This window comes from Sphingopyxis sp. OAS728 (genome assembly GCF_014873485.1).
GTDB lineage: Bacteria > Pseudomonadota > Alphaproteobacteria > Sphingomonadales > Sphingomonadaceae > Sphingopyxis.
Genome location: NZ_JADBDT010000001.1, coordinates 401,104 through 427,899 on the forward strand (window position 1 = coordinate 401,104; position 26,796 = coordinate 427,899).

Below are 26,796 nucleotides of genomic sequence, written 5' to 3' on the forward strand. Positions count from 1 at the left end.
GCCATTCCCGTGCCGGTTCGATGACAATCCGGCGACAGCATCAAAAAGATGTGTCGCCGGCGTAACGTCAGTCGCGACAGTAACCCTCGCCTTCCTTGACGATCAGGCATTCCTTTTTGCCGGCAAGATATTTGAGGCCGGTTTCATCGCCGTTGCCGCGGCGTAGGCTGAGCTCTTCGGTTCCGCGCTTGAACTTGATGCCATGCTCGCTGTCCTCGCCGTCATAGGTCCCCTTGGTGTCGAGGTCCGACTGCATTTCGAGCTTGTATTTGCCGGGCTCGGCGGTGGTGATCGTGGCGTACATGCCTTCGACCCCGGTCCATTTGCCGGCCCAGCTTGCAAAGCGGTGCGGCGCGGTCGCGGGGTCAGCCGCCTCGGCGCCATCAGGCGGGGTGGTCTCGACCGGAACCTCGGTCGTCGTCGCATCAGTGGGTGCCGGCGCGGGCGCTTCGGCTTTTTCGCAGCCCGCCAGCAGCACCAGCGCCGCGGCGCTCGCCAAAATTGCACTCTTCTGCATCATGCTTCTCCTTCCCCGTCCAAACGCACGTCGGCGGATAAGTTTCCGCCGGCCTATTCGGTAATGATTTCAGCGAACTTCAGCGGATCGACGTTGCCGCCCGACAAGGTGACGAGCGTCGCGTCGGTGAGCGACACCTTGCCCGCAAGCACCGCCGCGAGCGCCGCCGCGCCGCCGGGTTCGACGACGAGATGCAGTTTCTCGAACACCAATCGCATCGCGTCGCGCACTTCGCTGCGCGTTACCGCGACGCCCTTCACGCCGCGCGCCTGCAGGACGGCAAAGTTGATCGGCCAGGTTTCGGGCGTCTGGAGCGCATCGCACTCGGTCGGATAGGTCATGTCTTCGACCGACAGGATTTCCCCGGCGGCAAGGCTGCGCGTCACATCGTCCCAACCTTCGGGCTCGACCGCGATAATCTCGGCGTCAGGCAGTGCGAGCGCGAGCCCCGCCGACAGCCCGCCGCCCCCGCAGCAGGCGACAACCTTGTCGGGAGCGGCAACGCCGCGCGCCGCCATCTGAGCTTTGGCTTCGGTTCCGGCGCTGCCCTGTCCCTCGATGATCCAAGGGTCGCCATAGGCGTGGACGAGTGTGCCGCCACGCTCGGAAAGCAGTTTCGCAGCAACGGCATCGCGCGATTCGGTCACGCGGTCGTATAGTATCACCTCGGCGCCCAGTTGGCGCGTCGCCGCGAGCTTCATCGCGGGCGCGTTGCTCGGCATCACGATCGTCGCCTTGATCCCGAGCCGCTTCGCCGCCCAAGCGACACCTTGCGCGTGATTGCCGCTCGACACGCCGACGACACCTGCGGCCGCCTGTTCGGGTGTGAGATCGGTCAGCCGGTGCCAAGCGCCGCGAATCTTGAACGCGCCGACGGGCTGCAGGCATTCGGCTTTGCACCACACTGTCCTGCCGTCGACCTCGAGCGGCAGCAGTGGGGTTTGCGGCAACAATGCAGCGACTTTCGCCGCGGCGCGTTCGACACCTGCAAGCGTGGGCGCGCGGTTCGGGTTCAGCAAGGGATCGGGGCTTTGTTCTGTCATGGCTTCGTCCTATAGGGCGCGGCATACAACACAAGCCGCAGCATAGCGGGCAGGAGATTTTTCATGAGCAAGGTTCTGGTGATCGGCGCAGGCGGCGTCGGATCGGTCGCGGTGCATAAGATGGCGATGAACCCCGACATTTTTCCCGACATCACGCTGGCGAGCCGCCGCAAGTTCAAATGCGACGCGATCGCCGAATCGGTGAAGGAACGCACCGGCGTCACGATCAAGACCGCCGAAGTCGACGCCGACCATATCGACGCGACCGCGGCGCTGATCCGCTCGATCGGCGCGACGCATGTCGTGAACCTTGCGCTCCCCTATCAGGATCTCACGATCATGGAGGCGTGCCTGTCGACCGGCGCGCATTATCTCGACACCGCCAACTATGAACCGCGCGACGAGGCGAAGTTCGAATATCATTGGCAGTGGGCGTACCAGGACCGCTTCAAGGATGCGGGGCTGATGGCGCTGCTCGGTTCGGGCTTCGACCCCGGCGTGACCAGCGTCTTCACTACATGGCTCAAGAAGCATCATTTCGACCGCATCGACACGCTCGACATTCTCGATTGCAACGGCGGCGACCATGGCCAGCATTTCGCGACCAACTTCAACCCGGAGATCAACATCCGCGAAGTGACCGCGGTCGCGCGCCACTGGGAAAATGGCGGCTGGGTCGAAACCCCGCCGATGTCGGTGAAGCAGAAGTTCGACTTCGAAGCGGTCGGCGAGAAGACGATGTACCTCATGTATCATGAGGAAATCGAAAGCCTGAAGACGCACCTGCCCGAGATCAAGCGCATCCGTTTCTGGATGACCTTTGGCGAGGCTTATATCACGCACCTCACCGTCCTCCAGAACGTCGGCATGACGCGGATCGACCCCGTCATCTACGAAGGCCGCGAGATCGTGCCGCTGCAGTTCCTGAAGGCCGTGCTGCCCGAACCGTCGAGCCTCGGCGAGACGACCAAGGGCAAGACCAACATCGGCGTCATCGCGACCGGCCTTGGCAAGGACGGCAAGGAAAAGACGCTCTATCTCTACAATATCTGTGATCACGAAGAGGCATTCGCCGAGACGGGCAATCAGGCGGTGAGCTATACCACCGGCGTTCCCGCGATGATCGGCGCGGCGATGATGGTCACCGGCACGTGGAGCGGCCCAAATGGTGAGGGGGGCGTGTTCAACATGGAGCAGATGGATCCCGATCCCTTCATGGACATGCTGAACAAGCATGGCCTGCCCTGGCAGGTGAAGGAATTGGACGGCCCGCTGGATTTCTGAGTCCATTCCCTTTTTCGTCATTCCCGCGAACCCGAGGCCACCGATGTTATAACTCGGCTGGCGTCGGGTTGGGGATTGTCGCTAACGAAGTCCAGTATCCCCATCAGCGAGCCATGCAAGGTCGCATGGACCTCGCCCCGCTTGTCGCCGGGGTGAAGGACAATGCGTCCGACAAGCGACCGGATATCGCTTGAAGCATCAAGCCGTGTATCCGGGTCGTTCAGCGTTTCGGTCAGCCTAGCCACCTTGCGCTTGTAGATTTCAGCGATGCCGGGATGCACGTCCGGGATGACCGGCGGCGCCTCGGCGAGCCGTGCTTCGACCTCGACCCGCTCGCGTTCCAGTTCGGCGATGCGCGCTTTCATCGTGGGCTGGTAAAGGCCGTCCTCGATAGCCGCCATGATGCCCGCCACCGCCTTGTCGATCCGGGCCAGTGCTCTTCCGTCAGCATCGGCCTGAACACGCCGCTCACGGTTCTCGCGATTGATATGCGCCGCATAGGCCGCAACCGCCGCCTCGATCTTGTCGGCCAACACCAACCGCTCCGCAATGCCCGCCAGCGCCCGGCGCTCAATCTCTTCTCTGCGGATGGTGCGAACATTGGCACAGTTGTGACTGCGATGATGGCCGGTGCAGCCGTAACGGTCACTGACGACGATGCCAAAAGGTCCACCGCAGGTGCCGCATTGAAGGAGGCCCGAGAGTAGATAGGCAGGACGCCGCGTGTGGTGGAGCGCACCGGTCTGCGCCGCCTTGCGGACATTCACATAACGCTCGGCGATCACTTCCTGCTGGCGCTTTGCCGCAGCCCATAGGTCGTCGCTGACGATGCGAAGATCGGGAACCGCATTCCTGATCCATTCGGATTCCGGATTGAGGCGGGTGACCTCCTTGCCGGTGCTGGGGTCTTTCACAGTGTGCTTGTGGTTCCAGACGCGGACGCCGACATAAAGCTCATTGTTGAGGATGCCGGTGCCACGCCTGACATCGCCCCTTACGCTCGTGTCACGCCACGCCTTACCCGCAGGGCCGACGATGCCCTCCGCATTGAGATCGCGGGCGATGGAGCGTGGGCTCTTGCCGCTCGCGAACTCGCGAAACACGCGTTCGACGATCAGCGCCTCAGTGGGTTCGATCTGGCGCTCGCCGCGCACAAGCTCGCCCTCGCTCGTCAGGCGCCGGACCATCCGGTAGCCATAACCGACCGCACCCGCCGAATAGCCGCTCTCGATCCGTCCGCGCAGACCACGATGCGTCTTCTTGGCGAGGTCTTTCAGAAACAGCGCATTCATCGTCCCCTTGAGCCCGACATGCAGCTCGGAGATTTCACCCTCGGCGAGGGTGACCAGCGGAACACGCGCGAACTGGAGATGCTTGAAAAGAGTCGCGACATCGGCCTGATCGCGCGAGACGCGATCGAGGGCTTCGGCGAGCACGATATCGAAGGTGCCGGCCTGCGCATCGGCGACCAGTTTCTGAATACCGGGCCGCAGGATCATGCTTGCGCCCGATATCGCAGCATCCTCATAGGTGCCGGCAATGTGCCAGCCTTCGCGCTCCGCGCGCTCGCGGCAGATGCGCTGCTGGTCGGCGATCGACGCCGAACTCTGCTGGTCCGAGGAATAGCGGGCATAGAGGGCGACGCGGATCATCTCATCTTCCTTTGCATGAGCGGGAACAACTCCCGACAGCCGGTAAAGACGGTGTCCGCCCCTATGACCCTAGCGTCAACGCTTCCGGCCGTTCGTGTTTTCCGGAGGCTCATTGTCGTTGGCCGCCCGCCGCGACCGGATATGCTCGCGAGCGATGTGCCGCCCGATTGCTTCCGCGACGCGCGTCAGCGCGGCATCGACCTGCACGCGACCGAGGCCCTGTTCATTGTCATTGGTAGCGGTCAGATGGTCCGGGCGTGGCGCTTCATCGCCCGCCATGATTGCCGCCCGGTGCAGGACGATTGTCGTTGTCGGCGCGATAGCCGGCCGGGTCCGCGACCCACTGGTCGATGGCGGACTGATGCCAGCCGGCACCATGAACACTTATCTTGAGCTGCGCCGGGAACGTCCCCTCGGCGATCTTGCGATAGATGGTCGAGCGGGACAGGCCGGTTCGATCCTGGACGGTCTTGAGGCGGAGGATTTTGTCTGAGCTGGACACGGAAGATACTCCATCGGCTGACGGTTGCTGGGCTCCCCTGACTGCAGAATTGGGTATTCGAAGCCGCCGCGCAACTGTCTCTTCATGGCGCCACGGGGCATCTCAGTCGCTCATTGAAACTCCATCGGACGCAGTCGAACTCCGTTGTACGCGGACGTACGAACTCGCCACGGAATCTTTTTTTCTCATGCCGTCCCGGCGTCGGAGTTCGTCACCTCCTGTCGCCCAAAGACACGCGCGTGTAAGGAGGGCCACCGACCTCAAAACCCCGCTACGTTTAGAACCGATGGAAGCCAGCTATGGCCGGTTGCGGACTGTCAGCTTTCAGGCCGCGCGCCGGGGAAGCGGACAATTCGGGCCGGATACCCACGCCTCGGATTTCCTGTAGACAGGATTAGCACGCCCTCTCTGCTCATGCGGCAGGGACCCCGCGTTCAACTTTTTACCCTTATTTATCCCGGGTCCTGTCTGCCCCGATGATAGCCCTCCCTTTCGCAAGGTGCCGATCGATCTGCACCCAATGGAAAGGCAAGGACAATGAACAGATATCTCGCAAGCGCTGCCGTACTTCTCGCCGCCCTCGCGCCGGTCACGGCCGACGCCAGCTGCACCCCTTCCAAACCCGTGGTGGCGGCACAGGCCGTGCCCGTCATCCACTACAAGAGCACGACGATCGACGGCGTGAAGGTCTTCTACCGCGAAGCCGGGCCCAAAGACGCGCCGGTCATCCTGTTGCTCCACGGTTTCCCGACCTCGTCGCATATGTTCCGAAACCTCATCCCGCTGCTCGCGGATCGCTATCGCGTCATCGCGCCCGACTATCCGGGCTATGGCCAGAGCGACGCGCCCGACCACAAGGCCTTCGCATACACTTTCGCGAACCTGACCGACATCGTCGACAAGCTCGCTGAAAAGGTCGGCGCGACACGCTACAGCATGTACGTCATGGATTATGGCGCCCCGATCGGATACCGGCTAGCGCTCAAGCACCCCGAGCGGGTCGAAAGCCTGATCGTCCAGAACGGCAACGCTTATACCGAGGGGCTCGCCGCCTTCTGGGATCCGATCAAAGCCTATTGGGCCGAGAAGACGCCCGAACGCCGTGAGGCACTCGCGGGCCTCCTCACGCTCGAGACGACCAAGTTCCAGTACACGGATGGCATGGGGGATGTGGCGCGGATCAGTCCCGACAATTGGGTGATCGACCAGGCGCTGCTCGACCGGCCGGGCAACAAGGACATCCAGCTCGACCTCCTCGGCGACTATGGCAGCAATGTCCCGCTCTATCCGCAATTCCAGGCCTTTTTCCGCGAGCGCAAACCGCCGACGCTGATCGTCTGGGGCAAGAACGACGTGATCTTTCCCGAGGCCGGCGCGCATCCCTATCTGCGCGACCTTCCCGACGCCGAGATGCATATTCTCGACAGCGGCCACTTCGCGCTTGAGGACAAGCTCGACGTGATGGCGCCGCTCATTCGCGACTTCCTCGACCGCAAGCTCTGCAAATGACGTGCCGCTGCGGGGCCCGCAGTCCCGCAGCCTGCATCTGGAAGGAAAAGACATGACCAGTCACCGCATAGCGATCGTCGACGGCGTGGAGATATTCTACCGCGAAGCCGGCAAACGGAGCGCGCCCGTCGTCGTTCTGCTCCACGGCTTCCCGAGCTCGTCGCACATGTACCGGGGCCTGATTCCGGCGCTCGCCGACCGCTATCATGTCGTCGCACCCGACCTTCCGGGGTTCGGACTCTCCGCCATGCCCTCGCCCGAGGCTTTCGAATATGGCTTTGCCAGTTTTTCGAACATCATCGCGGCATTTCTGGAGCAGCTCGGCATCGGGCGCTATGCGCTCTACGTCATGGATTATGGCGCGCCGACCGGCTTTCGGCTGGCGCTCGCGCATCCCGACCGGGTGACCGCGCTGGTGGTGCAGAACGGCAATGCCTATGAGGACGGCATGGGCGATTTCTGGGCGCCGACGCGCGCCTATTGGGCCGACAATGGCCCGGCCAACCGCGATGCGATGCGCCCGTTCCTGACGCTCGACGGCACGCGCTTCCAGTACTTGACTGGGGCGGCGGACACGGCGCAGATCGATCCGGCGGCATGGCTCATCGACCAGTTCTTCCTCGACCGCCCGGGCGCCACCGAAATCCAGCTCGACATCATCAATGACTATCGGACCAACGTCGCGCTTTATCCGGAATTTCACCGCTATTTCCGCGAGCATCAGCCGCCGACGCTGATTCTGTGGGGTGAGAATGATCCCATTTTCCTGCCCGGCGGCGCGCGCGCCTTTCTCCGCGATCTGCCGGACGCGCAGCTCCATTTCTTCGACACCGGACATTTCGCCCTTGAGGAGAAGGCGGACGAGATGGTCCCGATCCTGCGCGACTTCCTCGCGCGAAGCCTTCCCCCGATGAATGCAACCCAAGAAGGAGAATGACCATGTACAGCAGCAAATCCAAATCGAGCGTGCTTCCCTCCGGCGGCGGCGCGACGCTGATCGACCCGTCCGACGCGCTGATCCTGCTTCTCGATCACCAGTCGGGCCTGTTCCAGACGGTCAAGGATATCCCGGTCTCTGACCTTCGCCGCAATGTCGAGATGATCGCCAGGCTCGCGACGCTCCTTGAAATTCCGGTTATCACGACCGCGTCGGAGCCCGCCGGCACCAACGGTCCGCTGATGCCCGAAATCCACGACTATGCGCCACACGCCGTCTATGTGCCGCGCAAGGGCGAGGTGAACGCATGGGACAATGACGATTTCGTCGCCGAGGTCCGCTCCACGGGGCGCAAGACGCTGATCATGGCGGGCGTGTGGACGAGCGTCTGCGTGATGTTCCCCGCCCTCGACGCCCGCGCGGCGGGCTACGACGTCTACGCCGTGCTCGACGCGTCGGGCGACCCGAGCGAGATGGCATCGCGCATCTCGCTCGCGCGTTTTGTCCAGGGTGGCGTCAAGCCGACCTCGACCAATGCCCTGCTGTCCGAACTCCACCGGACTTGGGCGCGGCCCGAAGCGGCCGAACTCGGCAAGCTCTACGGCCTCGTCGCGCCCAACTATGCGGCGGTGGCCGAAAGCTATGCTCGGGCCCAGCAGGCCGCGCGCGAGACAAGCTGATCGCGCGACACGGAACGCGGCCATTCTGAACCGGGGCGCTTATCTGGAGGCGTTCCCGGGACAGGGCGGCCGCGTTCATCGCCGTACCCGATGCCCCACCGGCGAGGGCGTCGGCTCGCTACTGTGTCGCGGCGATGGAAGACATCGCACGGTCCAGCGCCGCTCCGGCCCCCATCGACATGGCGTAGCGGCGGGACTTGTCGAAATAGCGCGCCGCCATCGCAGGCTGGCCGCGATGCACTTTAACGACTCCCGCAACGCGCCAGAGTTCGGGATGGCACCAGCGCTCCTCTCGTACGTCGCGGTCCGCCAGAATATCTCCCAGACAGGCTTCGCCGCGTTCGACCTCGCCGGCATCGATCCAAGCTTCGGCCAGCAAGCACCGGTAAAAGGCGACGCGCGCGCGCCAGCCATGCCGGTAGAGTTCCGAAATGCCCTGCTCCATCAGCGCCAACCCGGCGTCATCGCCATCGCGCCACCGAATGGCCCCTTCGAAGAAGCGGCTGGTGCCCTCATAGATGCCGACATTTTCGCGCCTGGCGACGTCGGCCAGTTGCCGTTGCAAACGGGCGGCCGCGACAAGGTCGCCGCTCAGATAGGCGACCGGCAAGGCCGCGAGGGAAATGGCATTACCGAGCGAAATCATATGATCGAGATCGGCGGCGCGATCGACGGCGCGGCCCGCCACTTCGGCGGCACGTCCGGGCTGTCCTTGCAGCCACAGCAGGAAAGACTGCGACAGGCCGATCGCGACGGGCAGATCCACCTGGAAGCGGGACAGGCCCCGCCCGTCATTCAGATCGCCCCAGGCGTCCGTCAATTCGGCAAGGCGGGTGGACGCCGACGACAGCCGGCCCGCATACACCTCGACATGCGCGAGCAATCTTTTGCCGTCGGGCGCGCGATCCCAGTCGAGCCCCGACGCCGCCGCATAGTCCGTCATGCTCCGCAGGGCGGTCAGCGGGCGACCCGAATAGGCCAGAAACACCGCTTGTCCGCCCAGCGCCCGCAGCGCGAACTCCGCATCGCGGGCGAGGTCGGCGTCGCGGATGCTCTCGCGCCAGGCCGCGTCGGTTCGGGGGTGCATATGCCGCGCCAGCGTCATGGCCCAGGCTCGCGCGGTCGAAAGCTTGACCCGGGCGATGGGCTCGAGCGCGTGCACCGCCACTCCCGCCGTACCGGCGAGATCGATCGCAGCCAGCATCTCCTTGAAGGCCGACAGCTCCTGCCACAGCGGCAAGGCGGCGACGACCAGATCGACCCCGATCGTGGGATCGCCCGACGGGTCAAAGGCCCAGCCCATGACGGCGCGGACATCGTCGATCTGCGACCGATGCTTGCGAAGCCACGCGCGCGAGGTCTGCAAAGACCAGTCGCGCTCGGCCGCCTGCATTCGGTCCCTGACGCGCATGGCGAACTGGCGCCGGGCGCGCTCGCGATAGGGCGCTCCGAACAGGCGCTGCGCGGCATAGGCTCCCGTGCTTTCGGGCAGCCGATAGCGCAGTGCGCCATCGTCCATTTCCGAAGATATCAGCGATTTCGCCACGAGCTGCGACAAGGCGTCACGCCCCGCCATCGGGTCGAGGCCGCCGGCGGCGTAGATGGCTTCCGCATCGTCGGCGGTGAAACGGCCCGAAAAAACCGAGAGCAACTCCAGCAAAACCGCCTCGCGTTCGGGGAGGAGCCGGTAACTCCAGTCGAGGGTCGCCTCCAGCGTCTGGTGCCGCAAGGGCGCATCCCGTGGCCCCCGGTTCATCGTTTCGAACCCGTCCTTGAACAATTGCTCCAGCGCGGACGGCGCGAGGCAGCTCGCCGTGCCGGCGGCCAGCTCGATCGCGAGCGCCAGCCCCTCAAGCCTCGCGCAGATCGAAACGACATGCCGCGCATAGTCATCGGTCATCGCCGCCGCGCCGGAGCCGTGCGCTTTCGAAAGGAAGAGCTGGACCGCCGGAAAATCGAGCGCGTCGCTTGCGCTTACGGGATGCGCGCCGTCGGGATAGGCGAGTCCCGCGAGGAAGTGAATCAGTTCGTGTCGCGTGCGCAGCGGCTCGCGGCTGGTCATCAGCATGCGCGCCGCCGGCAGCTCCGAAGCGATGCGCTCGGCTATCGTTGCCGCCATCGCGATGACATGTTCGCAATTGTCGATGATCAGGATTAGCCGGCGACGGCGCAGCAGGTCGATCACGCCCGCGATCGGATCGTCGAGGCCGAGCGAGACGCCGAGTGCGGAGGCGACCGCCGGCACGACGAAGCGCGGGTCGCTCAGCGTCGAAAGATCGACAAAGGCGATCGCGTCCTCCGGCCCCCTGCATCGCTGCGCGGCTGTGGCCGCGAGCGATGTCTTTCCCGCACCGCCCGGCCCGACGATCGTGACATAGCCCGGCGCTTCGATCTGCCGGCAGATCTGCAGGATCGCCTCCTCGCGGCCGAAGAGATGTGGGACATTCGGCGGCGCGGTATAATGGCTGCCCGTCGCGTCGGCCGACTGCAGCGCGTGCGGCGCATCGCTCTCCACCGGCGCAACGAACTTGTAACCGCGCCCCGCGATCGTCGCGATGTAATCGGTGGACGGATCGAATTCGGCAAGCACGCGGCGCAGATTGCCGACATTGACCTTCAGATTATGCTCGTGGACCAGATAGTCGGGCCAAACATGGGCAAACAGATCGGCCTTGCTGACCACATCGCCGGCCCGCGCGACGAGCAGCGTAAGAATATCGAAGCCCCGACCGCCCAGAGTAACCGGTTTACCCCTGTACGACAGCACCTGACGCTCGGGCAGCAGCCGGAAGTCGCCGAACATATAGGCGCCCTGTTGCGACAGGGCGTGGAGACTGGTGTTGCCCGGCACTGTTTCCCTCTGCTTTTCCCCGAACCGCGACGACGATAGGTTGTGCAAAGCCATTTGCAAGCGTCGCCGATCCCGACCGGCTGGCCGTCGCCATCGAGGTCGCGAAGCGGGCGCGCGTTCAACTTTTTACCCCTATTTATCCCTGCAAAATGATGGACCGGTGCTAGCCCCGTTTCGCGGAGGCCGGGACGATCATCGCCGATCACTTTTCTATTTTATCGAACGTCCAGAACAATTTTATCATTCTGTTTCGCACAAGCGTTGCTGCCTAAACCGTCCTCACCCCGATCGGATCGGGAGCAGGATTAGCCAACAGGAGTATCAACCATGCCGATCAAAGCCACCCCGACCCCCGCCAACGCGCTGCTGGATCCCGGCAACCACGCGCTGGTCCTCATCGACTTCCAGTCCCAAATGGCTTTCGCCACCAAGTCGATCGCCCCCGAACTGCTGCGCAACAACGCCGCGCTCGTCGCCAATGGCGCCGCCGGCTTTCATGTCCCCACCATACTTACTACCGTCGCCGAGAAAAGCTTCTCGGGTCCGATGTTCGACGAGATCACCGACGCCTTCCCCGGCCAGAGGCTGCTCGACCGCACGAGCATGAACACGTGGGAAGACGCCGCGGTGATCGACGAGGTCAACCGCATCGGCAAGGACCGCATCGTGTTCGCCGGCCTCTGGACCTCGGTCTGCATCGTCGGCCCCGTGCTCTCGGCACTCGAACAGGGGTTCGACGCCTATGTCATCACCGATGCCAGCGGCGACATTTCGGAAGAAGCCCATGAACGCGCCGTCGAACGCATGGTGCAGGCCGGTGCGAAGCCGATCACCGCGCTGCAATATCTGCTCGAACTGCAGCGCGACTGGGCACGTACCGAAACCTATGACCTGACCACCGGCATCGCCCGCAAATGGGGCGGCGCTTACGGCCTCGGCATCACCTATGCCAAGACGATGTTCGGCGCATCGGAAGGCGGCCACTGATCTCCCCCGGGGCCGGACATTCCGCCGCCCGGCCCCACCCCGCTCATCATCATCTTTCAGACACGCGAAGGAATTTCCCATGGCTTATGTCACCACCAAGGACGGCACGAACATCTTCTACAAGGATTGGGGTCCGAAGGACGCCCGGCCGATCGTCTTCCACCACGGCTGGCCGCTGTCGTCGGACGACTGGGACGCGCAGATGCTCTTCTTCCTCGCGAACGGCTATCGCGTCGTCGCGCACGACCGCCGCGGCCACGGCCGGTCGGAACAGGTGAGCGAAGGCCATGATATGGCCCATTATGCCGCCGATGCTGCCGCGGTCGCCGAACATCTCGACCTGCGCGATGCGATCCATATCGGCCATTCGACCGGCGGCGGCGAGGTCGCGGCCTATGTGGCACGTCACGGCATCCCGCAGGGCCGCGTTGCCAAGGCGGTGCTGGTCAGCGCGGTGCCGCCGATCATGCTGAAGACCGACCGCTACCCCGGCGGCCTGCCGATCGAGGTGTTCGACGGCCTGCGCAGCGAGCTTGCGGCCAATCGCTCGAAATTCTTCCGCGATCTGCCCTCGGGTCCCTTTTACGGGTTCAATCGTGACGGCGCGAATGTCATCCCTGCGGTGATCGACAATTGGTGGCGTCAGGGCATGATGGGCAGCGCCAAGGCCCATTACGACGGCATCAAGGCCTTTTCGGAAACCGATCAGACCGACGACCTCAAAGCGATCACCGTCCCGACGCTCGTACTCCACGGCGACGACGACCAGATTGTGCCCTACAAGAATGCCGCCGTGCTGCAGGCCGAAATCCTGCCGAACGCCACGCTGAAAATCTATGAAGGCTTTTCGCACGGGATGCTGACCGTGAACGCCGACATCCTTAACGCCGACCTGCTCGCCTTCGTGCGCAGCTGAAGCAAGGAAGGGAGAACGGAGCGATGAAAATCTACCTGGTCTCGCTGGGCGCCGGGCTGCTCGCCGGCCTCGTCTACGGTCTTACCGGCGTCCGTTCTCCCGCTCCCCCGGTGATCGCGCTCGTCGGTCTCGCCGGGATCCTGCTGGGCGAGCAGATGGTGCCGGTCGCCAAACGCCTTGCTGACCGTACCGAACTTGCCCGCTTCGTCCGCGAGGATTGTGCCCCGCAGATCCTGGGTACCCCGGCCTCCACCAAGGAGCATGACGCATGAACCCGATCACCCGCCGCCAAGCGCTTGCCGGCGCTGCCACCACCGCCCTTCTCACCGCTTCGGAAAGTTTTGCCATGACCCAGCCCGACCTCGTCATCGTCAACGCCAAAGTGACCACGCTCGACAAGGCCAATCCCGACGCGCAGGCAGTCGCGATCCGCGGCGGCAAATTCCTGAGCGTCGGCAGCGAGCAGGCGGTCCGCGCCGCTGCCGGTCCCGACGCGACGGTGATCGACGCGAAGGGCCGCCGCCTGATCCCCGGGCTGATCGACAGCCACATCCATGTCATCCGCGGCGGGCTCAACTATAATATGGAGCTGCGCTGGGACGGCGTGCCGAGCCTCGCCGATGCGATGGCGATGCTGAAGAAGCAGGCGCAAAACACGCCGCCGCCGCAATGGGTGCGCGTCGTCGGCGGCTTCACCGAGCATCAGTTCGCCGAAAAGCGCCTACCGACGCTCGACGAGATCAACGCTGCGGCGCCCGAGACGCCGGTGTTCATCCTCCACCTCTATGACCGCGCGCTGCTCAACGCCGCCGCGCTTCGCGCCGTGGGCTATACCAAGGACACGCCGAACCCGCCGGGCGGCGAGATCGTCCGCGACGCCGCCGGTAACCCGACCGGACTGCTGCTCGCGCAGCCCAACGCGACGATTCTCTATGCGACGCTCGCCAAGGGCCCGAAGCTGCCCGAGGAGTATCAGGTGAATTCGACGAAGCGTTTCATGCGCGAACTCAATTCGCTCGGCGTCACCAGCGTGATCGACGCGGGCGGCGGCTTCCAGAATTATCCCGACGATTACCAGATCATCGAGAAACTCCACAAGGATGGCGAGATGACGCTGCGCATCGCGTATAATCTCTTCACGCAAAAGCCGAAGGAAGAGCTCAAGGACTTCGCGACCTGGTCCACCCAAGTGAAGCCCGGCGACGGCGACGACACCTATCGCCACAATGGCGCGGGCGAGATGCTCGTCTATTCCGCCGCCGACTTCGAGGATTTCCGCGTCGAACGCCCCGACATGCCGGCCAATATGGAAAGCGACCTTGAACCCGTCGTCCGGTTGCTCGCCGAGCGCAAATGGCCGTGGCGGCTCCACGCGACCTATGACCAGACGATCAGCCGCGCGCTCGATGTGTTCGAAAAGGTCAACCGCGACATCCCGCTTCAGGGCCTCAACTGGTTCTTCGACCATGCCGAGACGATCAGCGAGCGCAACATCGACCGCATCGCGGCACTCGGCGGCGGCATCGCGGTCCAGCACCGCATGATGTTCCAAGGCGAATATTTCATCGAGCGCTATGGCGCCAAGGCCGCCGAGGCGACCCCGCCGATCAGGCGGATGATGGAGGCCGGTATCCCCGTCGGCGCCGGGACCGATGCGACGCGCGTCGCGAGCTATAATCCGTGGGTCTCGCTCTCGTGGCTCGTCACCGGCAAGACGCTTGGCGGTACGACGCTCTATCCCGTTCGCAACCGCCTCGACCGCGAAGCCGCGCTGCGCCTGTGGACCGAGAAGAACACATGGTTCTCGAACGAGGTCGGGAAAAAGGGCCAGATCAAGGCGGGCCAGCTCGCCGACCTCGCACTACTGTCGGACGATTATTTCGGTGTCGCCGAAAGCGAGATCGTCCACCTGCGCGCGGTTCTGACCATCCTCGGCGGCAAGGTGGTGCATGGCGAAGGCGACTATGGCCCGATCGCGCCCGCGCTGCCCAAGCCGATGCCCGACTGGTCGCCCGTCGCGACCTTCGGCGGCCATTATCGCCGCCCCGAGGGCGCACAGAAGATGGCAGCGGCGTGCGGCTGCGCCAGTGCCTGCAACGTTCATGGCCACGACCATGCTGCGGCGCTCGGCGCCAATGTTCCCGCCGCCGACGTCCAGAGCTTCTGGGGCGCCTTCGGCTGCGGCTGCTGGGCGGTCTGAACGATGAACACCCCTGCCCCTGTCGCCCGCCTGCTCGGCGACCGCCGCTTTGCGGCCGTCGCCGCAGCCCTACTCACCCTTCCCTACTGGACCAGCGGCATCGCCAAGCTGTTCGACCTTGGCGGCGCGCTCGGCGAAGCGCGGCATTTCGGCCTTGAGCCCGCCGCGCTCGTCGTCGCGTTGACCATCGCCGTCCAGATCGGCGGCTCGCTGCTCGTCATCCTAGGCCGGCAGGCCTGGCTCGGCGCCGGAGCGCTCGGCGTCTTTACCGCCGCCGCGACGCTCATCGCGCACCCATTCTGGGAGGTCGCCGATCCGATGGCGCGCTTCCACGAGCGCAACACCTTCCTCGAGCATGTCGGCCTGATCGGTGGACTGGTGCTCGCCGCCATCGTGCAGGAGCGCAAGGCATGAGTAGTGCTACCATCTCCCCTGCCACTGAGCGCCCGCTCGCCAGCCCGATGTTCCGCGCACTGTGGATCGCGACGATCGTTTCCAACGTCGGCACCTGGATGCACGACGTCGGCGCGGGTTGGCTGATGACCTCGCTCTCGCCCGACCCGCTGATGGTCGCGCTGGTGCAGGCTGCGACGACCTTTCCGATGTTCGCTCTGGCACTCCCCGCCGGGGCGCTCGCCGACATCGTCGACCGCCGCCGCCTGCTGATCGGCGCGCAATTGTTCGGGCTAGTCGGCGCCGCCGGGCTCGCTGCGATCACGCTGTCGGGCTTCACGACGGCATGGGTGCTGCTCGTCTTCACCGCGCTGATCGCGGTCGGCGCCGCTTTCTCGGCGCCCGCATTTCAGGCAATCGTGCCCGAACTCGTCGGCAAGCAGGCACTGCAACAAGCCGTCGCGCTCAACTCGCTCGGCGTCAATATCGCCCGCGCAATCGGCCCCGCACTTGGCGGCGTCATCATCGCCGCGTCCGGACCCGCCGCCGTCTTCGCGGTCAACGCGCTGTCAGTCGTCGGCGTCATCATCGTCCTGTTCCGCTGGCGCCGCGCGGCCCCCGACCGCCACCTGCCCGCCGAGCATATGGTCGGCGCGATGCGCGCGGGGCTGCGCTATGCGATGCGCGCGCCCGAACTGCAGGTCGTGCTGATCCGCTCGGTCGGCTTCTTCGTCTTTGCCAGCGGGCTTTGGGCGCTGCTGCCGATCATCGCGCGGCGTGACCTCGGGCTCGGACCTGCGGGCTACGGCGGTCTCCTGACCTTCATGGGGCTCGGCGCGATCGGCGGCGCGATCCTGATGCCAAAGCTGCGCGGACGCATGGGAGCAAATACGATCACGCTCGCCGCCTCGGTCCTGCTCGCCGCGGCGATGGCGGCGCTGTCGCTGGTCGGCGGCTTCTGGACGGCATCGGCGGCGCTGTTCGTCGCGGGTCTCGCATGGATCGCGATGATGGCCTCGCTCAACGGCGGCGCGCAGGCGACCTCGCCCGGCTGGGTCAAGGCGCGCGCTCTCGCCATCTACCTGCTCGTCTTTCAGGGATCGATGGCGGGCGGATCGGCGCTCTGGGGATCGGTCGCGTCGAGCATCGGCGTGCCGTCGACGCTGCTCGTCGCGGCGACGCTGCTCGCGCTCGCCGGGCTGCTGCTTGCCTGGCGCTTCCCGCTCGACAAGGCGAGCACGCTCGACCTCGCCCCCTCGGCGCACTGGCCCGCCCCGATCGTCGACGGCGCGGTCGAGCATGACAGCGGGCCGGTGCTGGTGACGGTCGAATATCGCATCGACCCGGCACAGGTGCCCGCCTTCTTCGCCGAAATGCAGAAAATGCGCCGCATCCGTCGCCGCGACGGCGCGATCCACTGGGGCATTTACGAGGATACCGCCCACCCCGGCACGGTGATCGAAAGCTTCACCGTCGAAAGCTGGCTCGAACATCTGCGCCAGCATGACCGTGTGACCAACGCCGACCGCGTGCAGCAGGAAGCGCTGCGTGCCTTCCAGACCGGCGACACGCCACCGGTGGTGCGCCACTTCGTCTCGCGCCGTTGATGCGCGCGCTCGCCCTCCTCGCGGCGCTGCTGCCCCTCGCAGCGTGGGCGCAGGTGGTCGAACAAACCAATCTTCGCTACGACGAAGATTGGTCGCTGCTGTCGGAGGCGCCGCACGAAGGATGGCGTCAGGCTAAGTATATCCCGCTGATACAGGACGGCTCGACCTATTTGACGTTGGGCGGCGAAGCACGGGTGCGGTTCGAGGGATTCGACGACAATCTGTGGGGCGACCCGCCCGCCGCCGACGATGGCTATCTCTGGCTGCGTGTCATGCCGCACGCCGATCTTCACGCCGGCCCGGCGCGCGTCTTCGTGCAAGGGATCGCGGGCTACGCGCGCGGTGTCGGCGCTGGAAAGGGGCCGGTCGATGAAACCGGGATCGATCTGCTGCAGGGTTTTGCCGACGTCCGCGTTCCATTCGGCAGCGACGGCGGCCTCACCGTGCGCGGCGGCCGCGCGCTCGTCGCGCTGGGGTCCGAACGGCTCGTCGGCATTCGCTACGGCCCGAACATTCCGCAAGCCTTCGACGGCGTCCGCGCCATCGTCGATTGCGGTCCGGTTCGTATCGACGCCTTCCACTTGCGGCCCATCGCGGTGGGCAGCGGCGACTTCGACGACCGGACCTCGAAGACGCGGCTGCTGGACGGCGTCTACGCGACAGTCGCCCCCTCGAAAGACATCGGCATCGACGCATATTGGCTCGGCTCTGAAAATGATCAGGCCCGTTTTGCCGGCCGCACCGGCCGCGAGACCCGCGACACCTTCGGCCTCCGCTTCTTCGGCAAGCGCGGCAGTCTCGGCTGGAACTGGGAAGCAATGCTCCAGCGCGGGCATTTCGGCGGCGATCGCATTCGGGCATGGTCGATGGCGACCGAAACGGCATGGAGCATTGCTGACGCGCCGTTCAAACCGCGCCTGCGGTTTCGCGCCAATATCGCGAGCGGCGACCGCAACCCGTCGGACGGCCGGCTTGGCACTTTCAACGCACTCTTTCCGAAGGGCAAATATTTCGGCGAACTCTCGCCGATCGGCCCGCGCAACATCGTCAATCTCCATCCCAGCGTCGATTTCGATTTCGGTAAGGGCGTGACGATCGAGCTGGTCGCGGCGCGTTTCTGGCGCGAAAGCCGCGGCGACGGCATTTATGACATTCCCGGCCAGTTGATCCGACGGGCGGGCGACAGCAGAGCGATGCATATCGGCGATCAGATCGAGATTTCGGCGGGCTGGCAGGCAAGCGACCTGCTTTCCTTCACAGCCTCACTCTCGGCTTTTCGCCCAGGTTCCTATATACGTGACACCGGCACCGCGCGCACGATCCGCATGATCGGCGCCGAGGCGATGCTGAAGCTCTAAAGGTCGATCATCCCGGCAACCTCGGCATCACGCTCGCCGAGTGCCACGAACTGTTCGAGCAGCCAGGACGCCGCCGGTCCCGGCGGCGTATCGCGGCGCCAGACGCCGGCAAAGCGGTAGGTGCCGCCCGGATGATCGGGCATCGCGAGCTGCACCAGCGTTCCCGCAACCAGATCGGCCTCGATCATCGGCAACGGCATATTGCCCCAGCCTATCCCCTCCCGCAGCAACGCATGTTTGGCGCCGAGATCGGCAAGTCGCCAGGTCTTGGGGCTCATCACCGAATAGTCGCGTCCCTCGGTGAAGCGCGAGCGATCGGTCAGGACGAGTTGGGTGTAGTCGCGGCCGGCTCCGGGCGGGATGCGTTCCATCCGGCCGAGCGGATGGTCCGGGGCCGCCACCGGCACCATCGGGATCGATCCTGCGGCGACGCATTCGACGCCCTCGACGCCGGCCGCCAGCGGCCCCGACACGCCAAGGATTGCTTTGCGATCGAGTACCATGGCGGTGATCGCGCCCAGCGCCTCGACATGGAGCCGGAGCTGCACAGTCGGGAACTCGGCCGCAAAGGCACGCAGCACCTTGCCCAGCCGCTCGGACGGCAGCATCACATCGACCGCCAGATCGACCTCGGCCTCCAGCCCGTCGAGCATCCCCTTCACCTTGGCGCGCAGCCCGTCGATGCCGACCGATATCGCGCGCGCTTCCGACAGGAGGGCGCGGCCCGCGATGGTGAGTTGCGGCTTGCGCGTCCCCTCGCGCTCAAAGAGCGTGAGGCCGAGCTGCACCTCGAGATTGGAAATGCCATAGCTGATCACCGAAACGGCACGATTGAGCTGGCGCCCGGCGGCCGCAAAACTGCCAGTGTCAACGATGGCAAGGAAGATACGCAGCTGGTCCAGCGTCGGCGTGCCCGGGTTGCTCACTTTTCCATTTCCTCGAACGTTTCGAAGCAATTTATCCCACTGAACCAAATGACCTGCAATCCCTAAATCCTCTTCAACGGCGGCCGACCCCGGTGCGCCACGGAGACTGAAAATGATCGAACTTCGCCCTTTTGATAGCCTCGGCGGCGCCAACCACGGCTGGCTCGACGCCAAGCATCACTTTTCCTTCGCCGGCTATCACGACCCCGCGCGCACCAACTGGGGCAATCTGCGCGTCTGGAACGACGACACGATCCAGCCGCAGACCGGCTTTCCGCCGCACCCGCACCGCGACATGGAAATCATCACCTATGTCCGCGAAGGCGCGATTACGCATCAGGACAACCTCGGCAACAAGGGCCGCACCGAAGCGGGCGACGTGCAGGTGATGAGCGCGGGCACCGGCATCCGTCATTCGGAATATAATCTGGAGGACGTCACGACGAAGATCTTCCAGATCTGGATCATCCCAACCCGCGACGGCGAAGCGCCACAGTGGGGCGCTAAGCCCTTCCCCAAGGGCGAACGGTCGGGCAAGTTCGTGACGCTCGCCTCGGGCTATGACAATGACAATGACGCGCTGCCGATCCGCACCGACGCGCGCGTCGTCGGCGCGACGCTTCTCGCGGGCGAGACGGCGGAATATCCGCTGGGCAAGGACCGGAAGGCCTACCTCGTCCCGGCGAAGGGCGCGGTGCAGATCGAGGACGTCCGGGTGAACGCCCGCGACGGCGCGGCGATCAGCGATATGGACGTGCTGCGCGTGACCGCGATCGAGGACAGCGAAATCGTCCTCGTCGACGCCGCGTGACGGCAGATCGGAGCGCCGCCGTCGCGGCGGCGCTCCGCCATGGGAGAAGAAGAATGATCCAGTTCAGAGATCGCGGCGCCCGCGGGCGTCACCAAGGGGCTCAGATCGACGCCCGCCACAGCTTCTCCTTCGCCGACTATAACGACCCCAAGCATATGGGATTCCGTGCGCTCCGCGTGCTCAACGAAGACCGCGTCGTCCCCGGCGCCGGTTTGCCCGAACATGGCCACGAAGATATGGAGATCGTGACGATCGTGCTGAGGGGCGCTGTCGAGCATCGCGACAATCTTGGCAATAGCGCCGTCATCCGCGCAGGCGAGGTCCAGCGGATGAGCGCCGGCACAGGCATCCGTCACAGCGAGCGCAATCCGAGCGCCGACGAACGCACCCATTTGCTCCAGATCTGGATCATCCCCGCCGAAACCGGTGGTCCGCCGTCCTATGAGCAAAAATCGTTCGCCGACGACGGCGAGCGCAACCGCTGGATCATCGTCGCCAGCCGCGACGGCCGCGACGGATCGCTGACGCTGCGGCAGGACGCGGCGATGGAGATCGCTCGTCTCGATGATGGCGCAACCCTCGCACGCACTCTCGACCCGGCTCGCGGCTATTGGGTCCAGGTCATCGCGGGAATCGTGAGCCTGAACGGAACAGAAATGCGCGAGGGCGACGGCGCTGCGATCACTTCGGAAGACAAACTATTCGTCGAGGCGGAGACGGACGCCGAAGTACTGCTGGTCGACCTCCCCTGACCAGCGCAATGCGCCGACACCCGAAAACGAGCAAGGAGAATGACCATGTCCTCGAGCATCGACCGCGCCGATCAAGCCGCTCCAGTCGACTTCAACCGGCTTCTCCGCGCAAATCTCCAGCGCGTATTCAACGAGCGTAACGCCGACCTGCGGGCCGCTGCAATCGCAGAACTCTATGTCGCAGACCCGATCATGTACGAGCCCGATGCTGTTATCGAGGGACGTGAGGCAATCTCGGCCGTCGCCGGCAAGCTGCTAGAACAGTTCGGTCCTGACTTCCGGTTTACGCCGGAAGCCGACGGCGTCGGCCAAAACGGCATAGCGGCACTGCGCTGGTATGCGGGCACCTCATCCATTCCGCATATGGTGACGGGAACGGATATGGCCGAGGTAGTCGATGGCAGAATAGCTCGCCTTTGGGTCCTGCTGAACCCAACCGGCTAATTCCTCACTCTGCCCGATGCTCCGCCGCCGTCGCGATCTGGCCGGTTGCGGACCGTCTGCTTTCAGGTCGGGACGACGAGAAAGCAGACGCCGAATTTGGCATGGGGCCCACCGCCGCTGAGCGCGACATGGCCCCAATCCTCTTCCCGGTTGGTTGATGGTTCAAACTACCAACCCCCAAGTCTCCGCAGGGTTTCGTCATGACGCCACCCCGCTGGTCAGATCGGGCCTCCCGATGGCCGCGACGATCTTTCCCCATGAACTTTAACGCGCTTTGCGGAGCGCGATTGGACAAGCCTCTTCCATTGAAACCAGGTCGAGCCGGCGCCGAGGTTAAGACCCGCCTTGATTACGAAACTGCTCGCGCGCCGCATTCAGAGCGGCGTCGAGCGCGGCATCGGCCGAAACCTCGATGTCGGGGAGCACGCCCGTACCTTCCCAGTCATCACCCGTTATGGGATTGATCGATCGCCCCCTCTGGCAAGGCGAGCATGAACCTGTCACCGACCGGCCTATCCTCATAAGGGTGCGCCCCTCCTCCCGTCCGCTCGCCCACCACAACCGCGCGTTTCATCGCTTGCAAGTCATAGGCAAACTGCTCGGCTGCCGAAAATGTGCGATTGGAAACGAGGATGTAGAGCGGCTTGCTCCCCCCGAAATGACGCCCCGAGCCCATGCCGACGAAGATATCATGGCAGCGTCGTTCCGGCGGCGATGATGCGCGGGCTGCGTTTCGTGGTTCCCGAGCCCAGATGATTCAGCGGCTCAAGGCACGTCGCGGACAGGTAAGCTCAGCGTTCACCCATTGAATCGCCGAATGTCTTGGATATGGGCTTCAGCAAATATCCGAGCACCGTATTCTTGCCCGTCTTGATTTCGACGGTCGCGGTCATCCCGGGCTGGATCTCGATATTTTCTCGCGCCCTCGGTCGCAGCGATCGGGCGTCGGCGGTGACGTTAACGCGATAGAAAATCTGCTCGCCGGTTGGCTTCTGTTCGGTCAGCGTGTCGGGGCTGATATAAGTGACGCGGCCCTCCGCCGAGCCATAAATCGAGGAATCATAGGCGTCGAATTTCACCGAAGCATTCTGGCCGACCCGCAAATAGGCGATATCCGTCGGCGACACCTTGGCTTCGATAATGAGTTTGTCCCCCGTCGGCACGATCTGCAAAACCTCGTCTCCCGGCCGCAGGACCGCCCCGATCGTCGTAAAGCGCACATTTTTGACCACGCCGTCCGTGGGCGCGAAGAGGATTGCCGCATCCAACGCGGCTAGTCGCTGTTTCAACGTCTGTTCGGCGACAACCAGTTCTTCTTCGGTCCGGCTATATTCGGCCTGGAGATCCTGAAGATATTTGTTCTGACGGTTTGCGATCTGTCCCTCGATATCCGCGACCGACCTTTGAAGCCGCATGATCTCGCTGCGACTGACGTCGCCAAATTCGAGGAGCGGCATGTTCATTTCGAGCTCGCGGCGCGCAATGGCCTGCATGTTTCGCAAGGTGCCGATGTCCGCTGCCTGCGCCGTCCGCCTGCGGCTGTATAGCTGCCGTTGATTTGCCACGAATTCCGGAAATGACTGAACATCCTCGGTAAAGACCAGCGGACGATCGAACAGCTCCGCCTCGACCCGGCTCTTGATCGTCCGATAGCTCGCTACCTTTGCCCGCGATTCTTCCACCGCCGCCTGGATGCGGACGGGGTCGAGGACGACGAGCTTCTGTCCGCGCCGGACGCGATCGCCCTCGCGCACCAGGATTTCGCCGATCACGCCGCCATCGGCGCTCTGGATCAGCTGCACCCGCCCGGCGGGAATGACCTGCCCCGTCGCACGACTGACCTGATCGATCTCGGCCCATGCGGCCCAGATGATCAGTCCGGCGAGCGCGATGGCAGTCATGTTGATGACCATGCTCGATCGGCGAAAGACTCTGGGCAGCGCCATTTCTAGCTCCCGGCCTGCGGCTGCTGAATGGCGGATGCCGCCTTCTCCCCGCGGCGCAATTTCTCAAGCACCGACGCGGTGTCGCCGTCCAGCACGATCCTCCCCGCCTGCATGACCAGCAAACGCGACATCGCACCCAGGAACTGCAGCTTGTGCGTGACGATGACGATCGACGTCGACGGGTCGCTGAGTTTGGCGAGGAAGGCGAGAACGCGCGCCTCATTCTCCTGATCGAGATTGGACGTCGGCTCGTCGAGCAACAGGAAGCGCGGCTTTAGCAGGAAAACGCGGGCGAGGCCCACCATGGTGCGCTGACCGCCCGACAATCCGCCCCCACCTTCGAATACCGGAAGGTCGAGCCCCTTGGGATGCGTGCGCACCAGATCGTCGAGCCCCGTGCGCGAGGCGGCTTCCAGCAGGCGATCGTCCGGGACATTGGGCAAGCCCATCGTCAGATTGTCGCGCAAGGTTCCCGACACCAGTCGGTAGTCCTGCGGGAAATAACAGATTTCGCGCCGCAAACTGTCTTCGGCAATCTGGTCGAGCGCGATTCCGCCGAGCAAGACATGCCCCTTTTGCGGTGGAACGAGCCCGGCCAGCATACGGAGCAACGTCGATTTGCCCGCGCCGACCGATCCGATGATCCCGACGCGTTCTCCCGGTCCGATTTCCAGTTTGGGAACGCCAAGGCCGAAACGCGATTCCCCATGCGCGAATGCGGCATTTTCAACCTTCAGCACCGATGCGAGCGTATCGGGGCGGATTTTCTGCACATCGAGCGGCTGATCGCTCGGCGTCGCCAGCAGTTGGTCGAGCGCGCGGAGCGACGCGCGGGCATAACCCCACTGGACGACGAAGCCGGGCAGCGAGGCGACGAGGGGGCCGTTTATCCGGCCGCTGATGATCGTGCAGGCAATCAGCCCGCCCATCGTCATCTCGCCCTGATTGACGCGATAGGCGCCCCACACGACGATGCCGACGTATGCGATCTGCTGAAGAAAGGAGAAGGTCTGGCTGGCGAAAACCGACCAGCGCTGGACCTTTACGTCATGGCCGTTGACCGCGTCGATCAAATCGTTCCACGCGGCGAGCATATGCCATCCGCCCCGGTTGGCCTTGATCGTTTCCGAGGCATCGAGCGCTTCGACCAAAAGGCCGTTCTTGCGATTGCCCGTAACCTGAGTCCTGTCGGCATGTTCGCGAATTCCCTTTGAAAACACGAAGGCGAGTAGCAGCGACAGGGCAAAGATTGCGAGCGGCACGATCGCAACGACGCCGCCGATCACCGCCATCACGGCCAGGAAAAGCAGCGCGAACGGCAGGTCCGCCATAACGAAGATCGAAGCCGAGGAAAAAAGCTGGCGAACCTGCTCCAGTCCGCGCAATTGGGCCGCCATCGTCCCGATACCCGGCGGGCGCGCGTCGAGGCGCACGGCCTGCATGCGGTCGAAGAAATATTCGGACACTTCGGCATCGACCGCCATGGCCTCGCGCCCGACCATCAACGCCCGGATCACGCGCATCGCGAAGTCGATCAGCAACGCAAAGCCGATCCCCGCCGTCAGAACCCAAAGGGTCGCAAAACCCCCGCGAGGGATAACGCGGTCATAGACCTGCATCGAGTAGAGCGACGTCGCAAGCGCAAGTGTGTTCACCACGATCGTCGCAACAATCGCCTCGAACAAAATATGTTTGCGGCGCATGATCGCGGACCAGAAAATGCTGTGTGCGCGCATGAAGTTGCGTCTTTCGGCCATTGCCGGAAAACGCATCTCGACCAACAGGCAGCTCCTGTCCCACACGACCTGTTCTACCCCGCCGATTGCCGATGCGCGGATGGTCGCCCGCGTTTCCCACTGTTCCGCAAGCGCCCAGCCCGAGGGCGTGAGAATGAGCAGCGGGAAAGCGTTGGCGCGCGGTCGCTCGCTTATGCGCCGGGGCTCGGGCCAACCGAGCGCCGCAGCAAGTTTATCAAGACCGTCGGGATCGCCGATATCCAGATCATCGGGCACGCCCGCCGCCCAATCCGGCGCTAGGCTGACGCCGTGTCGCCGGGCCAGTGCCTCGATCAGTTCCAGATAGAGCTGGGTCATAGGCCGCGCGCCTCGTCGGCCGGTTGCCATCGCCCCGTCCGCATCATGAGCCGACTGAAATAGGCAAGCATATTTACGCGCGCGTCGAGCGCGTCGATCTGCGCCGTCGTACCCTCGCGGACCGCGTTCATCACATCCAGCCATGTCCGTCTGCCACTGGTGAATTGGCGCATGTAGGATTCGGTCACGCGCTGCGATGCTTCCGCCGAAAAACGCGTCGTCTCCACTCGCGCCGTCGCAGCTTCATATTCGACGTGATCGATCACCAATATGTCGCGTAGCTCGCGTTCGGCGGTTCCGATCTGCGCCTCACTCGATACCTGCCGCAGACGCGCGGCATCGGCGGCGGCAAAGCGCGACAGACCGCCATCCATCTGCATCCGCAACGCCAAGCCGATCTGGTGGCCGTTAAACTCGCCATATCCATATTGCGCGTTGAGTTGCGGCAATGTCTGGGCTCTGGCTATCCGGGTGTCGGCGTCGGCGACCTCGGCCTCCAGGCGCACGCGGCGCAAACCCGGATCGAAAGCGAGGCCCTCCGCGAGAAGCACCTCGCGGTCGAACTGGGGCAGATCGGAGGCTTCGCGATAGGTTGAAGTCAAAGTGTAGAAGGGATCGCCGACAAGCTCGCGAAGGCGCTGAACCGCGGATTGCTGTTGCGCAACCGTCAGATTGATCTGCTGCGAGACTTGCGCGGTCCGCGCACGGACAAGTTCGAGATCGGACCGCGGGCTGACCTCCTGCGCAACCCGCCGCTCCATCGATGCGAGCAGGCGCTGATGCTGTTCGAGACTGTTGTCCAGGATCGCGCGGCGCTGCGTTGCCCGGAAAAATTCATAGTAGGACGCGGCCACCTGCAACGCGATGTCGAGGATCGCCTGATCGTAGCTGGCCAGTGCCGCCTGCTCGGCCGCCCGCGCCCGGCTGATCGAGCCCTTGATCCGGCCTCCGGTCCATATCGGCTGCTCGACCGTGACGGTCGCTTGCGCCCGGTCGCTTCGCTGGCCGAGGATCAGCCCCTCGACGCCAAGGCTAGGAAAGCGCTGCCAGCGCGAAGCCCGGAGGTCGGCCCCGGCCGCACGGACATTCGCTTCCGCCGCAGCGATCGAAGGGTGGCCCGCGACGGCGCGGTTCGCCAATTCCTCCAATTGCGGATCGAACCAGGCCACCCCCTCGGCGCGCGTTTCCTCGACGCCCGGCGGGCCGTAAGTCGGCGCGGCCGCCTGCGCGGACACCGGGTCGGGCAGGACGATCAGCGACAATGCCGCCAGCAACGGGGGCACGACCTGCCCTCGTCGTTGCTTGAAGCGCAACCCCGCTGCGGCGCCGCCCGCCGCCTCCGTGTCGCCGATCATGCCCGCATTGGAACGCAAAAAGATACAGCGAGA

The 26,796-nt window shown here is 64.4% G+C and carries 25 protein-coding genes; 14 read left to right on the forward strand and 11 right to left on the reverse strand.

Annotated elements, in window-relative coordinates; genetic code table 11:
* Positions 1 to 67: 67 nt before the first annotated feature.
* Complete coding sequence (locus GGC65_RS02015; protein ID WP_192645632.1) at positions 68 to 517, reverse strand: hypothetical protein; 450 nt, start codon at positions 515 to 517, stop codon at positions 68 to 70.
* 53 nt (positions 518 to 570) lie between these two features.
* On the reverse strand, positions 571 to 1,560 hold the full coding sequence (locus tag GGC65_RS02020; protein ID WP_192645633.1) for a threonine/serine dehydratase: 990 nt from the start codon (positions 1,558 to 1,560) through the stop codon (positions 571 to 573).
* Positions 1,561 to 1,623: 63 nt separating this feature from the next.
* On the opposite strand from GGC65_RS02020, the gene GGC65_RS02025 reads away from it, so the two are divergent.
* On the forward strand, positions 1,624 to 2,844 hold the full coding sequence (locus GGC65_RS02025; protein WP_192645634.1) for a saccharopine dehydrogenase family protein: 1,221 nt from the start codon (positions 1,624 to 1,626) through the stop codon (positions 2,842 to 2,844).
* A 17-nt stretch (positions 2,845 to 2,861) separates the two neighbouring features.
* On the opposite strand, the gene GGC65_RS02030 is transcribed toward GGC65_RS02025, so the two are convergent.
* The 3 genes from GGC65_RS02030 to GGC65_RS02040 form a co-directional block, all read right to left on the reverse strand.
* Positions 2,862 to 4,496 (reverse strand): recombinase family protein, encoded by a 1,635-nt coding sequence (locus tag GGC65_RS02030; protein ID WP_192645635.1) that lies wholly within the window; start codon positions 4,494 to 4,496, stop codon positions 2,862 to 2,864.
* Positions 4,497 to 4,571: 75 nt separating this feature from the next.
* Positions 4,572 to 4,775 (reverse strand): hypothetical protein, encoded by a 204-nt coding sequence (locus GGC65_RS02035; RefSeq protein ID WP_225940635.1) that lies wholly within the window; start codon positions 4,773 to 4,775, stop codon positions 4,572 to 4,574.
* The gene (locus tag GGC65_RS02040; RefSeq protein WP_192645636.1) at positions 4,762 to 4,998 is read right to left on the reverse strand and encodes a helix-turn-helix transcriptional regulator; all 237 of its coding nucleotides are present in this window, start codon (positions 4,996 to 4,998) and stop codon (positions 4,762 to 4,764) included. Before GGC65_RS02040 ends, GGC65_RS02035 begins: the two co-directional genes overlap by 14 nt.
* Before the next feature lie 537 nt (positions 4,999 to 5,535).
* Between GGC65_RS02040 and GGC65_RS02045 the strand changes: the two genes are divergently transcribed.
* The 3 genes from GGC65_RS02045 to GGC65_RS02055 are packed head-to-tail and all read left to right on the forward strand — an operon-like array spanning position 5,536 to position 8,124.
* Positions 5,536 to 6,507, forward strand: a complete 972-nt coding sequence (locus tag GGC65_RS02045; protein ID WP_192645637.1) for an alpha/beta fold hydrolase — start codon at positions 5,536 to 5,538, stop codon at positions 6,505 to 6,507.
* 52 nt (positions 6,508 to 6,559) lie between these two features.
* Positions 6,560 to 7,444 carry an alpha/beta fold hydrolase gene (locus tag GGC65_RS02050; protein WP_192645638.1) on the forward strand — a complete coding sequence of 295 codons (885 nt, stop codon included), beginning with the start codon at positions 6,560 to 6,562 and terminating at the stop codon, positions 7,442 to 7,444.
* 2 nt (positions 7,445 to 7,446) lie between these two features.
* Positions 7,447 to 8,124 carry an isochorismatase family protein gene (locus GGC65_RS02055; protein WP_192645639.1) on the forward strand — a complete coding sequence of 226 codons (678 nt, stop codon included), beginning with the start codon at positions 7,447 to 7,449 and terminating at the stop codon, positions 8,122 to 8,124.
* A 118-nt stretch (positions 8,125 to 8,242) separates the two neighbouring features.
* Here the strand turns inward: GGC65_RS02055 and GGC65_RS02060 are convergent, their stop codons facing one another.
* Complete coding sequence (locus tag GGC65_RS02060; protein WP_318780107.1) at positions 8,243 to 10,975, reverse strand: ATP-binding protein; 2,733 nt, start codon at positions 10,973 to 10,975, stop codon at positions 8,243 to 8,245.
* Positions 10,976 to 11,302: 327 nt separating this feature from the next.
* Between GGC65_RS02060 and GGC65_RS02065 the strand changes: the two genes are divergently transcribed.
* From GGC65_RS02065 to GGC65_RS02095, 7 genes are all read left to right on the forward strand, one after another.
* Positions 11,303 to 11,962: a hydrolase gene (locus tag GGC65_RS02065; RefSeq protein WP_192645641.1), complete on the forward strand. Its 660-nt coding sequence runs from the start codon at positions 11,303 to 11,305 to the stop codon at positions 11,960 to 11,962.
* Between the two features lie 79 nt (positions 11,963 to 12,041).
* The gene (locus GGC65_RS02070; protein ID WP_192645642.1) at positions 12,042 to 12,878 is read left to right on the forward strand and encodes an alpha/beta fold hydrolase; all 837 of its coding nucleotides are present in this window, start codon (positions 12,042 to 12,044) and stop codon (positions 12,876 to 12,878) included.
* A 23-nt stretch (positions 12,879 to 12,901) separates the two neighbouring features.
* A complete protein-coding gene (locus GGC65_RS02075) occupies positions 12,902 to 13,150 on the forward strand; it encodes a XapX domain-containing protein (protein WP_192645643.1) in 249 nt (82 codons plus the stop codon).
* Complete coding sequence (locus tag GGC65_RS02080) at positions 13,147 to 15,078, forward strand: amidohydrolase (RefSeq protein WP_192645644.1); 1,932 nt, start codon at positions 13,147 to 13,149, stop codon at positions 15,076 to 15,078. Before GGC65_RS02075 ends, GGC65_RS02080 begins: the two co-directional genes overlap by 4 nt.
* A gap of 3 nt (positions 15,079 to 15,081) precedes the next feature.
* Positions 15,082 to 15,492 carry a DoxX family protein gene (locus tag GGC65_RS02085; RefSeq protein ID WP_192645645.1) on the forward strand — a complete coding sequence of 137 codons (411 nt, stop codon included), beginning with the start codon at positions 15,082 to 15,084 and terminating at the stop codon, positions 15,490 to 15,492.
* Positions 15,489 to 17,078, forward strand: a complete 1,590-nt coding sequence (locus tag GGC65_RS02090) for an MFS transporter (protein ID WP_192645646.1) — start codon at positions 15,489 to 15,491, stop codon at positions 17,076 to 17,078. Before GGC65_RS02085 ends, GGC65_RS02090 begins: the two co-directional genes overlap by 4 nt.
* Complete coding sequence (locus GGC65_RS02095; RefSeq protein ID WP_192645647.1) at positions 17,078 to 18,436, forward strand: alginate export family protein; 1,359 nt, start codon at positions 17,078 to 17,080, stop codon at positions 18,434 to 18,436. Before GGC65_RS02090 ends, GGC65_RS02095 begins: the two co-directional genes overlap by 1 nt.
* Here GGC65_RS02095 and GGC65_RS02100 read toward each other — a convergent pair.
* Positions 18,433 to 19,362, reverse strand: coding sequence for a LysR family transcriptional regulator (locus GGC65_RS02100; protein WP_192645648.1), 930 nt, complete (start codon positions 19,360 to 19,362; stop codon positions 18,433 to 18,435). The genes GGC65_RS02095 and GGC65_RS02100 overlap by 4 nt on opposite strands.
* Positions 19,363 to 19,474: 112 nt before the next feature.
* Here GGC65_RS02100 and GGC65_RS02105 point away from each other — a divergent pair, with 112 nt between their 5' ends.
* Genes GGC65_RS02105 through GGC65_RS02115 form a run of 3 tightly spaced genes read left to right on the forward strand, consistent with a single transcriptional unit; the run spans position 19,475 to position 21,369 of the window.
* Positions 19,475 to 20,173: a pirin family protein gene (locus GGC65_RS02105; RefSeq protein ID WP_192645649.1), complete on the forward strand. Its 699-nt coding sequence runs from the start codon at positions 19,475 to 19,477 to the stop codon at positions 20,171 to 20,173.
* 53 nt (positions 20,174 to 20,226) lie between these two features.
* Entirely contained in the window at positions 20,227 to 20,925 is a 699-nt protein-coding gene (locus tag GGC65_RS02110) for a pirin family protein (RefSeq protein WP_192645650.1), read from the forward strand.
* Between the two features lie 45 nt (positions 20,926 to 20,970).
* Positions 20,971 to 21,369 (forward strand): nuclear transport factor 2 family protein, encoded by a 399-nt coding sequence (locus GGC65_RS02115; RefSeq protein WP_192645651.1) that lies wholly within the window; start codon positions 20,971 to 20,973, stop codon positions 21,367 to 21,369.
* A gap of 445 nt (positions 21,370 to 21,814) precedes the next feature.
* On the opposite strand, the gene GGC65_RS23755 is transcribed toward GGC65_RS02115, so the two are convergent.
* From GGC65_RS23755 to GGC65_RS02135, 4 genes are all read right to left on the reverse strand, one after another.
* A complete protein-coding gene (locus GGC65_RS23755; RefSeq protein WP_192645652.1) occupies positions 21,815 to 22,045 on the reverse strand; it encodes a S41 family peptidase in 231 nt (76 codons plus the stop codon).
* Between the two features lie 115 nt (positions 22,046 to 22,160).
* Complete coding sequence (locus tag GGC65_RS02125) at positions 22,161 to 23,315, reverse strand: HlyD family efflux transporter periplasmic adaptor subunit (RefSeq protein WP_192645653.1); 1,155 nt, start codon at positions 23,313 to 23,315, stop codon at positions 22,161 to 22,163.
* Between the two features lie 2 nt (positions 23,316 to 23,317).
* Positions 23,318 to 25,408, reverse strand: coding sequence for an ATP-binding cassette domain-containing protein (locus tag GGC65_RS02130; protein WP_192645654.1), 2,091 nt, complete (start codon positions 25,406 to 25,408; stop codon positions 23,318 to 23,320).
* Positions 25,405 to 26,763: a TolC family protein gene (locus tag GGC65_RS02135; protein ID WP_192645655.1), complete on the reverse strand. Its 1,359-nt coding sequence runs from the start codon at positions 26,761 to 26,763 to the stop codon at positions 25,405 to 25,407. Before GGC65_RS02135 ends, GGC65_RS02130 begins: the two co-directional genes overlap by 4 nt.
* Between the last annotated feature and the right edge of the window lie 33 nt (positions 26,764 to 26,796).